A 13,965-nucleotide genomic window follows, 5' to 3' on the forward strand; every position below is an offset into this window, starting at 1 on the left:
CAAAAATTAATCACTTTGACAAAAGCGTCATTTTTGGGCGCCCCGGCACCCGCCTGCCTCTTTTTCCCGCGCCTGATTTCCGCTCAACCGCTCTCACCACTCGTTTTCGCAGCAAAGGAGAGCGGCCCATGAACGGAGCCGATACCGCCTGGATCATCGTGGCCACGGCCCTGGTCCTCTTCATGACCCTGCCCGGCCTTGCCCTGTTCTACGGCGGCCTCGTGCGTGCCCGCAACGTGCTCAGCGTGTTCATGCACTGTTTCGCCATCGCCTGCCTGATGAGCATTCTGTGGCTGGTGGCGGGTTACTCGATCGCCTTTGGCGGCGGCACATCAGGTCTCTGGGGCGGATTGGACAAGGTGATGCTGGCGGGCGTGACCGCCGACAGCCTCAGCGGCACCTTGCCCGAGATCCTCTTCTTTGCCTTCCAGATGACTTTCGCCATCATCACCCCCGCCCTGATCGTCGGCGCTTATGTCGAGCGGGTGGGTTTCGGCTTTGTCCTCACCTTCTCGGGCCTCTGGATGCTGCTCTGCTATGCGCCGGTGGTGCATTGGATCTGGGGCGGCGGCATGCTGGCCGATGGCGGCATCTTTGGCGAGACGGGTGTCAAGGATTTCGCCGGCGGCATCGTCGTGCATGAAACCGCCGGTCTGGCGGCCCTTATCATCGCCGTCTTCCTTGGGCCGCGCCGCAACCGCACCACCCCGCCGCACAATCCCGGTTTCGTGATGATCGGCGCGGCGATGCTGTGGGTGGGCTGGTTCGGCTTCAACGGCGGTTCGCAACTGGCCGCCGATGGTGGCGCCGCCATGGCGCTGACCGTCACCCATATCTCCGCCGCCACCGCCTCACTCAGCTGGGCGCTGTGGGAACGGATCAAATACGGCAAGGCCTCGCTTGTGGGTCTGGTCACCGGCACCATCGCAGGTCTCGCCTCGATCACACCTGCCAGCGGCTTCGTCGGCCCCACCGCCGCGCTGCTCATTGGCGCTGTCGCCGGGATCCTGTGTCAGGAGGCGGTGAACCTGGTGCGCAACTGGCTCAAGATCGACGACACACTCGACGTCTTTGCCGTGCACGGGGTCGGCGGTATCTTTGGCACGCTCATGATCGCCGTGCTCGGTGCCGGCAGCTGGGCCGCGCAGCTAGGCGGACTGGTAATCGTGGGTGTCTTCACGGCCGTTGTCACCATCGTGTTGATCAAGGTGGTTGCGCTCATCACCCCGCTTCGCGTAGATGCCGAGACTGAAACAAACGGGCTCGACCTCTCCGTCCATGGCGAGCGGGCCTATGACATGAGCAGCTGAGCCCACCTCGGCGCGCTCGCTCGCCCGAACGGGCAAGAAGCGGACCCTTCCCGGGTCCGCTTTTTTCATGGGCCGCGACCATTCAAACCGGTCGCGCAGGCCCTCCTTCCTCTTGCCGATAAAAATCCCCGCCGGAGGCATCGCGCGTCCCGCGCGATACCCGCGTCACCCCACCGCCAGGCGCGCTGCCAAGTCAGCGGCCCGCCCGCCGGTGCGCAGCATGGCCCAGATCTCGTCGGCCACCCGCCCGCCGATCAGCTTGACGGCCTTGACCCGCACCCGCTCCTCGCGCGCGGACAGGGTCATCGGTGCCATAAGATCGTGCTCCGCCTCCTGCCGCACCCCATCGCGCCGGAGCAGCTCCAGATGCGCCTGGGTCTCGCTCAGGCAGTCATCGGCCCGCACCTCGATCTTCTCGCGCAATGCGACCAGCCGCGGATCGGCACAGACCGCGTCCGAATAACTGTCCAGCCGCGCCGTATCGTGCCCAAGCGCCCGCATCGCCAGCACCGTGGTGTAAGAGAACTTGGCCCCCAGCCCGGTGGTGGGCGCTGGCTGGTTGCACACGCTCATCCAGCGCGGATGGGTGCGCACTGTCAGCGCCGCCACCTCGGGTTCCGCGACATCCAATCTACGCGCCGCCTCCAGCACCGCATGCAATCCGTGGCAGCAGGCATGGAACTTGTGGCTGACCTGTTCAAACAGCCAAGTCTCGCCCAGCCCCTCCAGCGCCGATAGGTCCCCGGCCCCGTGATGGGTCGCCCCAAACCCGAAAGCACCCTCCATTGCGTCGGGATTGGCGACAAATCCGCGCCGCACCAGTTGCACCGACTCGATCCCGGCCGCCGCCGCGATCCCCGCGTTATAGGGCTTGCCCATGGTGCCGAACTGCGCTTTCAGCCCCGCGGCCCGGGTCGCCGTCAGTCCCAGCGCCTGTGCCATCTGTGCGGCGGTGAACCCGGCCAAACGCCCCGCCGCCGCCGCCGCACCAAAGGCGCCCGCCGTGGCAGTCTGGTGAAACCCAGCCTGGTAATGCCCGCGCCCCAGCCACAGCCCCACGCGCACCGACAGCTCCATGCCCACCAGCGCGGCCTCCAGCAGCTCGACCAGTGCCGCGTCGCGTGCCTCGGCCATGGCCAGCGCGGCCGGAAACACCGCCACCGAAGGGTGGCCGATATGCGCGAAATGCGTGTCGTCATAGTCGAGCGCATGCGACACCGTGCCATTGACCAGCGCCGCGCAGCGCAGCGGCGCCGCGCCCTTCCCAAACAGCCGCGCCTGGCCCGCGCCACTCTCTTCCAGCACCATGTCGCGCACAATCCGCGAGACCGGCTCGTCGGCGCCAGCGCGGCCGACCGCGACCCAGTCAAGGGCGGACAATGACGTGACCAGCCGGGCGGCAGGTGTCGTGGTAATGGAACCGGTGGCGAATTCGGAAAGGGTGCGTGTCAACTCTGGCATGACGCGCAGTCTAGCGTCGGACGGACCCGCGTAAAGAGGTCATCGCTCAGGCGTAAAGCGCCCGTGCCCGTTCCTCGAACGCGCGCACGATCCGGTGCATCGCCTCGTTGAACACGATTCCGATCACCCCTTGCAGCAGGGCGTTCTTGAATTCGAAATCCACATGAAACGACACTTCGCAGCCGCCCCCGGGCGCATCCGCAAAGGCCCAGTCCGATTTCATGTACTTGAACGGCCCGTCCAGATACTCGGTGTCGATCCGCATCTGCGCGGGAAACAGGGTCACCCGGCTGCCGAACCGCTCGCGGAACACCTTGAACGAGATCACCAGATCCGCCTCCATCACCACCGCCTCGCCCGCTGGCGTGGTCCGGCGGATGCGGGCCGCCGCGCACCAGGGCAGGAACTCGGGGTACTTGGCCACATCGGCAACCAGGTCATACATCTGCTGGGCACTATACGGCAGGTGTCGGGTTTCCGAATGTGTGGGCATCGATCCTTGGGCATTTGTTGATGACAATGGCGCGTCATGTCGTATGTTGCGCGCCAAAGATCAAGGGGGCTGCGATGACGGACCGCGCTTATGTGATTGACGAGATGATCTCGGCCAAGGCCATCGCGGCCCGGATCGAGGCGCTGTGCCGCGAGATCCAGACCGAGTTCGCCGATACCGACAAGCTGGTCGTTGTGGGCCTCCTTCGCGGCAGCTTCGTGTTCATCGCCGATCTGGTGCGCGAGCTCGATCTGCCGATCGAGGTCGATTTCCTCGAAGCCTCCTCTTATGGCGACGCGATGGAATCCAGCCGCGAGGTGCGCATCCTCAAGGACCTGCGCAGCCCGATCGAGGGGCGCGACGTGCTGGTGGTCGAGGATATCGTCGATACCGGCCACACGCTGAACCATGTCACCCATCTGTTGCTCAGCCGGATGCCCAAGCGGCTGAAATCCATCGCGCTGCTGGACAAGCCCAGCCGGCGCGAGGTCGATTTCCGCTCCGACTGGATCGGCTTCGAGATCCCTGATGAATTCGTCGTGGGCTATGGCATCGACTTTGCCCAACGCAACCGCAACCTGCCCTTCATCGGCAAGGTCCGCTTCGTCGAGGGGTAAGGAGCCGCAGTCACGGACTGCGGCCCGCCCGCCATGAAAACCCTTGATTCAAACGCGGTCGGGGCTAGGCTTGGCTTCCCGACAGAAGGAGGCTCTGGCCATGGCAAAAGGTATGACCGCATTTCTATGCATGCTGTCTCTGGCATTTTCGGCAGGTCTTGCCGAGGCCAAGGATGACAAGGGCAAAGGCAAGGCCAAGGGGGCCGACAAGGTCAAGATTGACAAGTCGAACGGCCCAAAGGTGATCCCACCCGGCCAGATCAAGCGCTACACACGAGGTGCAAAACTCCCCGGCGATCTCAAGTTTGATTACATCGACGATCTGAGCAAATGGAAGCTCAAGCCGCTGCCGCCCGGTCAGCGCTACATCCGGATTGATGACGATATCGTGTCGATCTACGAAGATTCCCGCACCGTGATCGACGCCGTCGGCATCGTCTCCGATCTTTTGAAGTAGACTCAGGCCACGAAACAATACGCCCGCGCCTCAAGCGCCTCGCTCAACAGTCTGCGAATCCGCATCAGGCGCGGAACATCGGCCAGATCCTCGTGACACGCGACCCAGATCGGCGTGGCCAGGTTGCCCGGCAGGTCGATGTCGATCTGTTCCAGCCTCGGATCCCTGCGCCCCACGAAGACCGGCAGCAGCGCCTTGCCCAACCCCCGGGCGACCAGTTCCCGCAGCACCAGGAAACTGTCCCCCGACGCGACGATCTTGCCCTTGTCCAGCTGCGGCTCCAGCCAGGCCCAGGCGGTGGATCGCCGCATCGGCCCATCGAACCCGAGCCAGCCCAGATCGGCGCAACCGGGCAAGGCATAGGCCGCGAATTGCATGGAAACCGGCGACTCTCCGACCAGCCCCTCGGGCAAGGCCTTGGCAGGCCGCACCGTCAGCTCAGCTTCGAGCCGGGACAGGTTCAGGTGACTGTTCGTGGAAATCAGCGACAATTGCAACTCGGCCGTCTTGCCGCACAGCTCCGCCAGAATCTCGGGCAACACCGTCTGGCACAGCGTGTCGGTGGACGTCACCCGCGCATGCCCGCCCAGCGGCGCATCGAGCCCATCGGCAAGATTACAGACCGAGGTGACCGCCTGCCCAACCTCCCGCGCCGCCGCGATCAGCCGGAGCCGATCAGGACGCAACGCATATCCGCGCGGCGTCCGGTCGAACACCACCGTTCCGACGCTTTCCTCAAACGCCGCGATTCGCCTCAGAACCGTGGCGTGGTTCACCCCCAGCTCACGCGCGGCCCCGGCCACGCTTTGGGCATCGGCAACGGCCAGAACATATTGAAGATCATCCCAGTTCAATCTGTGCAAGAATACGCACCCTTTAGACAAAAACTCTGACTACTCCGAGTTACCATCACAGATAAACTAATCCCTGTCGTCAATTTTCAATCCAACAGTGGAGACGGTACATGTTTTCGAAAGCCAGAATTTCCGTTGCAGCCGCCGCGCTGGTCGCCATGACCGGCGTCGGTTTTGCAGCAAGCCACGCGCAGAGCGAATTCGCCCGCGAGATCGCGGCTAGGCAATCTCAGATGAAAATTTACGAGTTCAACTTGCTCGTTCTGGGCGCCATGGCTAAGGGCGATGCCCCTTACGACGTTGAAGCAGCGACACTTGCGGCCAACAACCTTGTGGCGGCAAATTCGATCTGGATGCCAAGTGCATGGCCAAAAGGTTCCGACAACGCATCGGCTGACGGCACGCGTGCCCTGCCTGCGATTTGGGACAACTTTCCAGACGTTGGTGCAAAGGCCCAGGGCGTCAAACAGGCGCTAGCGGAGATGCAGACTGCTGCTGGCACGGATATCGACGCAATACGGGACGCCCTCGGGAAGGTCGGTGCTGCATGCACTGCTTGCCACAAATCCTATCGCGCCGCAGAATGACGCGCACTCCGGTCCCGGCTAGACTGGGATCGGTATTTTTCTAAACGGAGGGGCGGATGCGGCTTCTGCGGATAGGCGCCATTCTGGCGCTCGCCGGACTGGCGGTTTTCTGGCTGCTCACCCGGCCCGAACGGCTTGCCCAGGACGCCCTGAACGGCACCACAGGCGATGCCACGCGCGGCGCGCTGGTCTTTGCCGCCGCCGGTTGCGCCTCGTGCCACGCCGCGCCGGGGGCCGAGGGCGAAGCGCGGCTGGTCCTGGCCGGGGGCGAGGGCTTTGCCAGCCCCTTCGGCACCTTCTACGCGCCCAATATCTCTCCTTCTCCTGAACACGGGATCGGCGGCTGGAGCGCTCTGGATCTGGCCAACGCGATGCAACACGGCACCTCGCCCGAGGGGCAGCACTATTACCCCGCCTTTCCCTATGTTTCTTATGCCAATGCGGAATTGGGCGATATCGCCGATCTGCACGCCTACCTGATCACCCTGCCCGTCTCGGACACGCCCAGCCGCGCGCATGACGTGGGCTTCCCCTTCAACATCCGGCGGGGCCTGGGGATGTGGAAACAGCTCAACACCGGCAAGGGCTGGGTGATGACCGACCCCGCCGATGATCAGATCGCACGCGGGCGTTACCTGGTCGAGGCACTGGGCCATTGCGGCGAGTGTCACACCCCGCGTGACGCGTTGGGCGGGTTGCAGCGTGACAAGTGGCTGACCGGCGGACCGATCCCTGGCAGCAAGGGCCGCTTTCCCGACCTGACGCCCAAGGCCCTGACGTGGAGCGCCGACGATATCGCCTATTACCTGGAAACCGGGTTCACCCCCGATTTCGACAGCGCGGGCGGCGCCATGGCCGAGGTGATCCAGAACACCGCGCAATTGCCGCCCGAAGATCGCGCGGCCATTGCCGCCTATCTCAAGGCGCTGCCTGTGAATTGACCGGGCCGGTCCCCAGCACCGCACGCAGCGCGCGTTCAAAGATACCGGCGCCCACCGGGATCAGCGCATCGGGAAAGTCGTAATCGGGGTTGTGCAATTGCGGATGGTTGCTCCCCGCCCCCAGCCACAGCATCGCGGCCTCGGCCCCCTTGCCGAACTGCCCGAAATCCTCCGAGAATTTCTGCGGCTGCTCCGTCAAATGCAACGGCACATTCCCCGCACGGCAGGCCTCGGCCAGCAGATCGACAGCGGCGGGATGGTTGGTGCAGGCCTCGAACACATCGTCATAGGCGATCTCGACCCGTAGCCCGGCCGGTTCCGCATGGGCACGCACCAGCGCCTCGGCCTCACCCACCAGCGCCGCCATGCGGGCATCGGTGACGGTGCGCAGCGTGACCCAGAGCACGCCCTCGCCCGGTGCCACGCCGAATGTCGGCTCGCCCAGCCGGGCATGGGTCAGCGTGGTCAAGGCAAAGCCATCGTCCAGCGCGCCACCCGAACCCAGCGCCGCCAGCCGTGGCATCAACGCGGCCATCACCGCAGCGGGCGACAGCCCATCCTGCGGCGCCGCGGCATGCGAGGTTTTGCCCAAAAGCCGGATCGCCATCCCGCGCGAGGCGCAGTTCGCCGCGCGCACGCAAAGCTCGACCGTGCCCAGCGGTAATCCCGGCAGGTTGTGCAGCGACAGCACCGTGTCGGGCGCCACCTCGGCAAAGCGCGGATCGGCCCGCAGCGCCATGGCGCCCTTGCCGGTCTCTTCCGCCGGTTGAAAGATCAGGATCGCCCGGCCCCGTGCCGGGCGCCGCGCCGCCAGTGCCTCGGCCAATGCCAGCACGATGACCATATGGCCGTCATGCCCGCAAAGATGCCCGAAACCATGCGTTTCGCTGGCATGAGGCAAACCGGTCTCTTCGGGAATGGGCAGCGCGTCCAGCTCGCAACGGATACCAACACTGGGCCCCGCGACGCCGCTGTCAAAGACCGCAACCACCCCGTGCCCGCCCAGGCCGGTCAGCACCCGGTCGGCGCCCATCTCGCACAACAGATCTGCCACCGTCGCGGCAGTGCGCGCCTCAGCGCCCGAAATCTCGGGCACGCGGTGCAGCGTATGGCGCAGCGCCGTCAGCCGCGCCAGATCGTCGGGCGTCATGCCAGGCCAAGCTTCTTCTGCCTTGCGTCCCGCAACCGCGCAAAATCGTCGCCCGCGTGGTAGGACGACCGCGTCAGCGGCGTTGCCGAGACCATCAGGAAGCCCTTGCCATAGGCGGCTTTCTCATAAGACGCGAACTCCTCGGGCGTCACAAAACGGTCAACCCGGTGGTGTTTTGGCGTCGGTTGCAGATACTGGCCGATGGTCAGGAAATCGATATCGGCAGCGCGCATGTCGTCCATCACCTGGCGCACCTGCTGTTCGGTCTCGCCGAGGCCGACCATGATACCGGATTTGGTAAAGATCGACGGATCCAGTTCCTTGACCCGTTGAAGCAGGCGCAGCGAATGGAAATAGCGTGCGCCGGGGCGCACCTCGGGGTAGAGACCCGGCACGGTTTCCAGGTTGTGGTTGAACACATCCGGTTTCGCCGCAACCACAACCTCCAGCACCTCGGGCGCGCATTTCAGGAAATCGGGCGTCAGGATCTCGATCGTGGTCGAGGGGCTGCGATGCCGGATGGCGCGGATGGTCTGGGCAAAGTGCTCGGCCCCGCCATCGTCCAGATCATCGCGGTCGACGCTGGTGATCACCACATGGTTCAGCCCCAGTTTCTCGACCGCATGGGCCACCCGGCCCGGCTCGAAGGCATCCAGCGCGTCGGGCCGTCCGGTGGCAATGTTGCAGAAGGTGCAGCCGCGGGTACAAATCTCGCCCATGATCATCATGGTGGCGTGGCCCTGGCTCCAGCATTCGCCGACGTTCGGGCATCCGGCCTCTTCACACACGGTGACCAGATTGTTGTCGCGCATGATCCGGCGGGTATCGGCATAGCCCTTGCCCCCCGGCGCCTTGACCCGGATCCAGTCCGGTTTCTTGGGTTGCGACTGATCGGGGCGATGCGCCTTTTCGGGGTGGCGCTGCTCGGGGATCTTCAGGTCACGCACGGGCGGGTTTCCCTTGGCTGAAACGGTTGCGGCACCCTCTAACATAACGCGGCGTCACAGGTAAGGCCACTGCTGCATGGCCGCCATGCATTTGCCATGCGGCACGATGCTGCACATGCAGCATTTCCCCGGTTGAAGCCGATCCGGAATCGCTCTAACCCTCGCCCGATCAATTGAAATTGCAAGGAGTTCGTCTGATGAAGACCGGAGCATCCCTTCCCAATGTCACCTTCCGCACTCGTGTACGAGACGAGTCCGTTGGTGGTCCGAACCCCTATCGCTGGCAGGACATGACCACCGCCGACTATTTCGCAGGCAAGCGCGTGGTGCTCTTTTCGCTGCCCGGCGCCTTTACCCCCACCTGCTCGACCTATCAACTGCCCGGTTTCGAAAACGGCTTTGCCGATTTCCAGGCCCAGGGCATCGACGCGATCTATTGCATGTCGGTGAATGACAGCTTTGTCATGAACAAATGGGCCGAGGCGCAGGGGCTCAAGAACGTCACCGTGATCCCCGATGGCTCGGGCGAGTTTACCCGCAAGATGGGCATGCTCGTCGACAAGGACAATCTGGGTTTCGGCATGCGCTCGTGGCGCTATGCAGCCATTGTCAACGACGGCAAGATCGAGGCCTGGTTCGAAGAGCCCGGCCTGATGGACAACTGCCCCGAGGACCCCTATGGCGTCTCGTCGCCCGAGACCGTGCTGAACTGGCTGGTCGCCGCAAATGCCGAGGTCGCGGCCTGATCTTGACGGCTCTGGCGGCCATCACAGATTGCCGCCCCGTCCCACTGGCGCGGGCGGTTACGCCCGCGTCTGATCTTCCACTGAGGGCGGATTCGCCTCGCCGCCGCGAGCCTCCGAAACGATCCCCGTACCCACCTGCCGGATCACCGCAACCAGATCATCGAACCAGCTTTCGCGATAGGTCGAGATGCGCCGGGCCAGCCCGACGATTCGACGCGGTTCGGGCATCGGAAACCGGTGCAGGCACAGATCGGGCACCGCCGCCGCCTCGGCCCGGGCGGCCAGTTCCGGCATCAGGGTCATCCCGAACCCGGCAGCGACCAGACGCGACAGCGTCCCCAGCGATGACGCCCCCATATTGATCCCGGCCGCGTTCCGGTCATGGCCGCAGACCTCCAGCGCCTGATCGGTCAGACAATGCCCGTCCTCCAGCAACATCAGCTGCGCGGGTTGCAGATCGGTCGGCCGGATGCGCGCGGTCTCCTGTTGCAGCCGCTCCAGCCGCGCCGCCGATCCTGCTAGCAGAAACCGGTCCTCGAAGAGTTCGACCGCCGTCAACCCGGCCTGCGCCACCGGCAGGGCCAGCACCGCGGCATCCAGCTCGCCCTTGTTCAGCGCCGCCAGCAACTGCTCGGTCCGCGCCTCGCGCACGTGGATTTTCAGCGACAGGTTCCGCGCCCTCAGCTCGGCCAGAACCCCAGGCAGCAGATAGGGGGCCATCGTCGGAATAAGCCCAAGCGACAAGGTCCCCTCACCCGCCTGTGCCTGGGCAAACCGATCCAGCCGTTCGGCATTGGCCAGCACCTGTTGCACCAGCGGCAACACGGTGCGGCCAAACGGCGTCAGCACCACATCGCGGGCGCGACGCTCTACCAGACGCCCGCCGACACAATCCTCCAGCGCCCGGATCTGCACCGACAGGGCCGGCTGCGACACATGGCAAACCTCGGCCGCGCGGCCAAAGTTGCGCTGTTCGGCAAGGGCGATGAAATAGCGCAGCTGGCGAAGGGTGAAATTCATGGCCCACTATGTGGCACCACCCCGGCGATTTCACAACACCGGGCCGCCACCAGGACCAAGGGATCAGCCGATGTACTGATCCTTCTCGTGCTGCTCGTCGTAATGGCGGCGCAGGCGCTGCAAGGCGATCCGCAAGACGATCTTGCCCGATCGCGCCGACCAGCCCATGCGCTTTTCCGCCAGTTCCAGCCCTTCCAGATAACAGCAGCACCGCAACGCCACATCGCTCAGCCCCGGCCCCAGTTCCGCCAGCGCCCGGTCAACCCGGTCGCGGGCCGCCTCGGGCCCATGCCCGCCCCGCTGAGCTGGGGAATACTCTGAACGCACGCCCGCGGTCAGGAACCGCCCCCAGTCCTGGGTGACATTAGGCCCCATCTGCGCTAGTTCGAAATCCTCGCGCAGCCGCTCGCCCGCCCGCACCAGCCTGTCGCTCAGAAACGGGCTGCCATCGCGATCCTTGCGCCGGGCCAGCGCGATCAGCGGGCTTTCCACCGCGTTGTATCGCACGCGCCGGGGCCGCTCGGCCATGTCGTCACCTGTGGCCGGTTCCGCCACCCGGCGCGCCGGGCCAGAAAACGCGCTTTGCGCTTCTGCAAAGCCATCCTTCTGCACCCGCGCCCGGTTCTCGGCCTCGGCCAACAACTGCCCCAGCGCGCTGCGGCCCGCCGAGGTAACATAATAACGGCTGATCCGGCCCGGCTGGTCACAGGCGATCCAGTCCTTCAGCGCCAGCGCCTGTGCAATCGTGCAATCCACCACAGCGGTGCGGGTGCTGCCGCCCTGCCCGTCGTCGCGCACAACCACGGCCTTGTCCATGTCCTCGGCCACGGCCAGAACCGCCCCGCTCTCGCACATGCGACGCAGGATCCGGATCGCCTCCTGATCAAAGGTCGTATCGTTCGGCGTGTCTTTGGACGGCATGGCCAAGGAAGGCATCGGGGCATGATCCTCTGGGTTGAATCCGCTGGCAGGGTTGGCGTCCGTTCTTGTGCGCAAAGGCGGGAAATGCGCGGCGGCCAGGGCATGCAGGGCCGCATCCACCAGCGGATCGTCCCGGCGCAGCTCGACCTTGCGAATCTGCCGCATCACCGTCGATGCATGACACCCCGCCCCCCGCGCCAGATCACGAATCGAATAGCCGGCCTCGGTATGCGCGAGGTAGCGTTGCGCATTCTCCGGAACCCACTCCGGAACCTGGGTTACCACTTGGCTCACCGTTGTATCCGCCCTCAACGACAATAGAACTGACCTTCTTATACAGCGTTATCCCCCAGGTTATTCACACACCCTATGGTTGTTTTCGTTACCTGTTGGTTAAGAAACGCCTTGTGAGGACCATGATTGTTTCTAAATCATAAACAGCAGTGACTTCACCGTTCGGTAGTTTCCAATGCGGCGCAACACCCTTAATGGTTGTGTCAAAAAGAAGGCGGAAACGATTTCAAACGCCAATGAGGTTTCGCCATGCAAGATCTGTTGACCATGTTGACGACGCTGAGCCGGCCGCGGCTGTTGATCCGCGCGGCACGGTTTGGGCAGTCCACCTATAATCGCGAACGCCATCTGCAAAGAATTCTGGGATATGGCAGCCTGCCGCGTCCCGCCGCCGCGCTGCTGCGCCTGATCGAACTGGAACGCGAGGTGGACGAACAGCGCCGCGCCGACGATGCCGGATACACGCTGACCCGTCACGTAGATCTTTTGATCGCAATGATGGGCGAGGCGGAGCTGCTTCAGGCAAGCCGCGCCTCGCACCTTCTCTAGTTACATGAACGAGTCCGGCATCGAGGCCTTCTTCTCGGCCACATAGGCGGCCAGCGCCTCGGCGACATCCTGCGAAAGCTCCGGCTGGCGATACGTCGCCAGCAGCTTTTCAACGCGGTTCGAGGCCAGGGCATAGGTATCGCGTGCCCCTTCCTCTTCCCAGGTTTCAAACGGCTTGTAATCCAGCAGTTCCGACTTCCAGAAAGCGGATTTGAAGTTTGCCTGGGTATGGGCGCAGCCCAGATAGTGACCGCCCGGCCCGACCTCGCGGATGGCGTCCATCGCCTGTGCGTTGGTGTCGACGGCGATCCCCTTGGCCAACCCGTGCAGCACGCCCAGCTGATCGGCGTCCATCACGAATTTTTCGAAATCCGCGACCAGCCCGCCTTCGAGCCAGCCACAGGAATGCAGCATGAAGTTCACGCCCGCCAAAAGCCCCATGTTCAGCGAATTCGCGGTCTCGTAAGCCGCCTGCGCATCGGGCAGTTTCGAGCCGCAGAACGATCCCGCCGAACGGTACGGCAGGTTCAGCCGCCGCGCCAGTTGCCCCGCACCATAGGTGATCAGCGACGCCTCTGGCGTGCCGAATGTCGGCGCGCCCGAATTCATGTCGATCGACGACACAAACGCACCAAAGATCACCGGCGCGCCCGGGCGAACCAGCTGGCTATAGGCGACACCGGCCAGAACCTCTGCCAGAACCTGGGTCAACGTACCCGCCACCGACACCGGCGCCATGGCGCCACCCACGATGAACGGCGAGATGATCGCGGCCTGGTTGTTGGCCGCATAGACCTCCAGCGCGCCCATCATGATGTCGTCGAACGTCATGGGCGAGTTGATGTTGACCAGCGAGGTCATCACCGTGTTGTCACGCACGAACTCCTTGCCGAACAGGATCTCGCACATCTCGACCGAATCCTGCGCCCGTTCGGGTGCCGTGACCGAGCCCATGAAGGGCTTGTCGCTCAGCGTCATATGCGCCATCAGCATGTCCAGATGCCGCTTGTTCACCGGAATGTCGGTGGGCTCGCAGACCGTACCGCCGGAATGGTGCAGCCATTTCGACATATAAGCCAGTTTCACGAACTTCTCGAAATCGGCCATGGTGGCATAGCGGCGGCCGCCCTGGGCATCGCGCACGAAAGGCGGGCCATAGACCGGTGCCAGAACCATGTTGCGGCCACCGATGACCACCGATTTCTCGGAGTTGCGTGCATGCTGGGTGAATTGGCTCGGCGCGGTGGAACACAGTTTGCGCGCCAGTCCGCGCGGGATCCGCACCCGCTCGTCCTCGACCTCGGCCCCCGCCGCCCGCCAGCGCTCCAGCGCCGCCGGGTTATTGACGAAGTTGACGCCGATCTCCGCCAGGATGGTCTCGGCATTCGCCTCGATGATCTCCAGTGCCTCTTCGTTCAGCACTTCGAAGTTGGGGATATTGCGTTCGATATACTTGGCGGTTTCGATGTTCACCGCAGTGCGTTCGGCCCGACGGGCCGCACCGCCGCCCCCGCGAGCGCGCCGAGTTTTGACCTCTTCCATGGTTGATCCCCTGGCTGATTGGTTAGCATTGCCCGCCTTTTATCAGGACTGCGGCCAACCCGAATGTGGATTGCGG

15 protein-coding genes are annotated in these 13,965 nt (G+C 64.2%); 7 read left to right on the forward strand and 8 right to left on the reverse strand.

Annotated features, from left to right (window positions below):
* Window positions 1–128: 128 nt before the first annotated feature.
* Window positions 129–1,310: an ammonium transporter gene (locus OEZ49_RS07070; protein WP_263387647.1), complete on the forward strand. Its 1,182-nt coding sequence runs from the start codon at window positions 129–131 to the stop codon at window positions 1,308–1,310.
* A gap of 165 nt (window positions 1,311–1,475) precedes the next feature.
* Here OEZ49_RS07070 and OEZ49_RS07075 read toward each other — a convergent pair whose 3' ends face one another.
* Both OEZ49_RS07075 and OEZ49_RS07080 read right to left on the reverse strand, forming a co-directional pair.
* Complete coding sequence (locus OEZ49_RS07075; protein ID WP_263387648.1) at window positions 1,476–2,771, reverse strand: MmgE/PrpD family protein; 1,296 nt, start codon at window positions 2,769–2,771, stop codon at window positions 1,476–1,478.
* A gap of 46 nt (window positions 2,772–2,817) precedes the next feature.
* Window positions 2,818–3,264, reverse strand: coding sequence for a type II toxin-antitoxin system RatA family toxin (locus tag OEZ49_RS07080; protein WP_263387649.1), 447 nt, complete (start codon window positions 3,262–3,264; stop codon window positions 2,818–2,820).
* A 74-nt stretch (window positions 3,265–3,338) separates the two neighbouring features.
* Here OEZ49_RS07080 and hpt point away from each other — a divergent pair, with 74 nt between their 5' ends.
* Window positions 3,339–3,881 carry a hypoxanthine phosphoribosyltransferase gene (hpt, locus tag OEZ49_RS07085; RefSeq protein ID WP_164126732.1) on the forward strand — a complete coding sequence of 181 codons (543 nt, stop codon included), beginning with the start codon at window positions 3,339–3,341 and terminating at the stop codon, window positions 3,879–3,881.
* A gap of 100 nt (window positions 3,882–3,981) precedes the next feature.
* A complete protein-coding gene (locus OEZ49_RS07090) occupies window positions 3,982–4,338 on the forward strand; it encodes a hypothetical protein (protein WP_263387650.1) in 357 nt (118 codons plus the stop codon).
* Between the two features lie 2 nt (window positions 4,339–4,340).
* Here OEZ49_RS07090 and OEZ49_RS07095 read toward each other — a convergent pair whose 3' ends face one another.
* The gene (locus OEZ49_RS07095; RefSeq protein WP_263387651.1) at window positions 4,341–5,201 is read right to left on the reverse strand and encodes a LysR family transcriptional regulator; all 861 of its coding nucleotides are present in this window, start codon (window positions 5,199–5,201) and stop codon (window positions 4,341–4,343) included.
* 101 nt (window positions 5,202–5,302) lie between these two features.
* On the opposite strand from OEZ49_RS07095, the gene OEZ49_RS07100 reads away from it, so the two are divergent.
* Together OEZ49_RS07100 and OEZ49_RS07105 are read left to right on the forward strand one after the other, a co-directional pair.
* Complete coding sequence (locus OEZ49_RS07100; RefSeq protein ID WP_263387652.1) at window positions 5,303–5,779, forward strand: c-type cytochrome; 477 nt, start codon at window positions 5,303–5,305, stop codon at window positions 5,777–5,779.
* Between the two features lie 56 nt (window positions 5,780–5,835).
* Window positions 5,836–6,720, forward strand: coding sequence for a c-type cytochrome (locus OEZ49_RS07105; RefSeq protein ID WP_263387653.1), 885 nt, complete (start codon window positions 5,836–5,838; stop codon window positions 6,718–6,720).
* On the opposite strand, the gene OEZ49_RS07110 is transcribed toward OEZ49_RS07105, so the two are convergent.
* Together OEZ49_RS07110 and lipA are read right to left on the reverse strand one after the other, a co-directional pair.
* Window positions 6,698–7,870 (reverse strand): amidohydrolase, encoded by a 1,173-nt coding sequence (locus OEZ49_RS07110; RefSeq protein ID WP_263387654.1) that lies wholly within the window; start codon window positions 7,868–7,870, stop codon window positions 6,698–6,700. The genes OEZ49_RS07105 and OEZ49_RS07110 overlap by 23 nt on opposite strands.
* Window positions 7,867–8,817, reverse strand: a complete 951-nt coding sequence (gene lipA / locus OEZ49_RS07115) for a lipoyl synthase (protein WP_234136888.1) — start codon at window positions 8,815–8,817, stop codon at window positions 7,867–7,869. Before lipA ends, OEZ49_RS07110 begins: the two co-directional genes overlap by 4 nt.
* A gap of 197 nt (window positions 8,818–9,014) precedes the next feature.
* Here lipA and OEZ49_RS07120 point away from each other — a divergent pair, with 197 nt between their 5' ends.
* Entirely contained in the window at window positions 9,015–9,563 is a 549-nt protein-coding gene (locus OEZ49_RS07120) for a peroxiredoxin (protein WP_263387655.1), read from the forward strand.
* Window positions 9,564–9,620: 57 nt separating this feature from the next.
* On the opposite strand, the gene OEZ49_RS07125 is transcribed toward OEZ49_RS07120, so the two are convergent.
* The gene (locus tag OEZ49_RS07125; protein WP_263387656.1) at window positions 9,621–10,583 is read right to left on the reverse strand and encodes a LysR substrate-binding domain-containing protein; all 963 of its coding nucleotides are present in this window, start codon (window positions 10,581–10,583) and stop codon (window positions 9,621–9,623) included.
* A 63-nt stretch (window positions 10,584–10,646) separates the two neighbouring features.
* The gene (locus tag OEZ49_RS07130; RefSeq protein ID WP_263387657.1) at window positions 10,647–11,798 is read right to left on the reverse strand and encodes a helix-turn-helix domain-containing protein; all 1,152 of its coding nucleotides are present in this window, start codon (window positions 11,796–11,798) and stop codon (window positions 10,647–10,649) included.
* A gap of 249 nt (window positions 11,799–12,047) precedes the next feature.
* Between OEZ49_RS07130 and OEZ49_RS07135 the strand changes: the two genes are divergently transcribed.
* The gene (locus tag OEZ49_RS07135) at window positions 12,048–12,347 is read left to right on the forward strand and encodes a DUF6477 family protein (RefSeq protein ID WP_164126743.1); all 300 of its coding nucleotides are present in this window, start codon (window positions 12,048–12,050) and stop codon (window positions 12,345–12,347) included.
* Here OEZ49_RS07135 and OEZ49_RS07140 read toward each other — a convergent pair whose 3' ends face one another.
* On the reverse strand, window positions 12,348–13,889 hold the full coding sequence (locus OEZ49_RS07140) for a trimethylamine methyltransferase family protein (RefSeq protein ID WP_263387658.1): 1,542 nt from the start codon (window positions 13,887–13,889) through the stop codon (window positions 12,348–12,350). It lies immediately after the preceding gene.
* Window positions 13,890–13,965: the final 76 nt, after the last annotated feature.

It is taken from the genome of Ruegeria marisflavi (assembly GCF_025673445.1).
Classification (GTDB): domain Bacteria; phylum Pseudomonadota; class Alphaproteobacteria; order Rhodobacterales; family Rhodobacteraceae; genus Ruegeria_B; species Ruegeria_B marisflavi.

What these genes read in the sequence shown, in the direction of transcription:
- OEZ49_RS07070 (WP_263387647.1), top strand. Translation starts at nt 129, where the DNA reads ATGAACGGAGCCGATACCGCCTGGATCATCGTGGCCACGGCCCTGGTC.
- OEZ49_RS07075 (WP_263387648.1), bottom strand. Translation starts at nt 2,771, where the DNA reads ATGCCAGAGTTGACACGCACCCTTTCCGAATTCGCCACCGGTTCCATT.
- OEZ49_RS07080 (WP_263387649.1), bottom strand. Translation starts at nt 3,264, where the DNA reads ATGCCCACACATTCGGAAACCCGACACCTGCCGTATAGTGCCCAGCAG.
- hpt (WP_164126732.1), top strand. Translation starts at nt 3,339, where the DNA reads ATGACGGACCGCGCTTATGTGATTGACGAGATGATCTCGGCCAAGGCC.
- OEZ49_RS07090 (WP_263387650.1), top strand. Translation starts at nt 3,982, where the DNA reads ATGGCAAAAGGTATGACCGCATTTCTATGCATGCTGTCTCTGGCATTT.
- OEZ49_RS07100 (WP_263387652.1), top strand. Translation starts at nt 5,303, where the DNA reads ATGTTTTCGAAAGCCAGAATTTCCGTTGCAGCCGCCGCGCTGGTCGCC.
- OEZ49_RS07105 (WP_263387653.1), top strand. Translation starts at nt 5,836, where the DNA reads ATGCGGCTTCTGCGGATAGGCGCCATTCTGGCGCTCGCCGGACTGGCG.
- OEZ49_RS07110 (WP_263387654.1), bottom strand. Translation starts at nt 7,870, where the DNA reads ATGACGCCCGACGATCTGGCGCGGCTGACGGCGCTGCGCCATACGCTG.
- OEZ49_RS07120 (WP_263387655.1), top strand. Translation starts at nt 9,015, where the DNA reads ATGAAGACCGGAGCATCCCTTCCCAATGTCACCTTCCGCACTCGTGTA.
- OEZ49_RS07125 (WP_263387656.1), bottom strand. Translation starts at nt 10,583, where the DNA reads ATGAATTTCACCCTTCGCCAGCTGCGCTATTTCATCGCCCTTGCCGAA.
- OEZ49_RS07135 (WP_164126743.1), top strand. Translation starts at nt 12,048, where the DNA reads ATGCAAGATCTGTTGACCATGTTGACGACGCTGAGCCGGCCGCGGCTG.
- OEZ49_RS07140 (WP_263387658.1), bottom strand. Translation starts at nt 13,889, where the DNA reads ATGGAAGAGGTCAAAACTCGGCGCGCTCGCGGGGGCGGCGGTGCGGCC.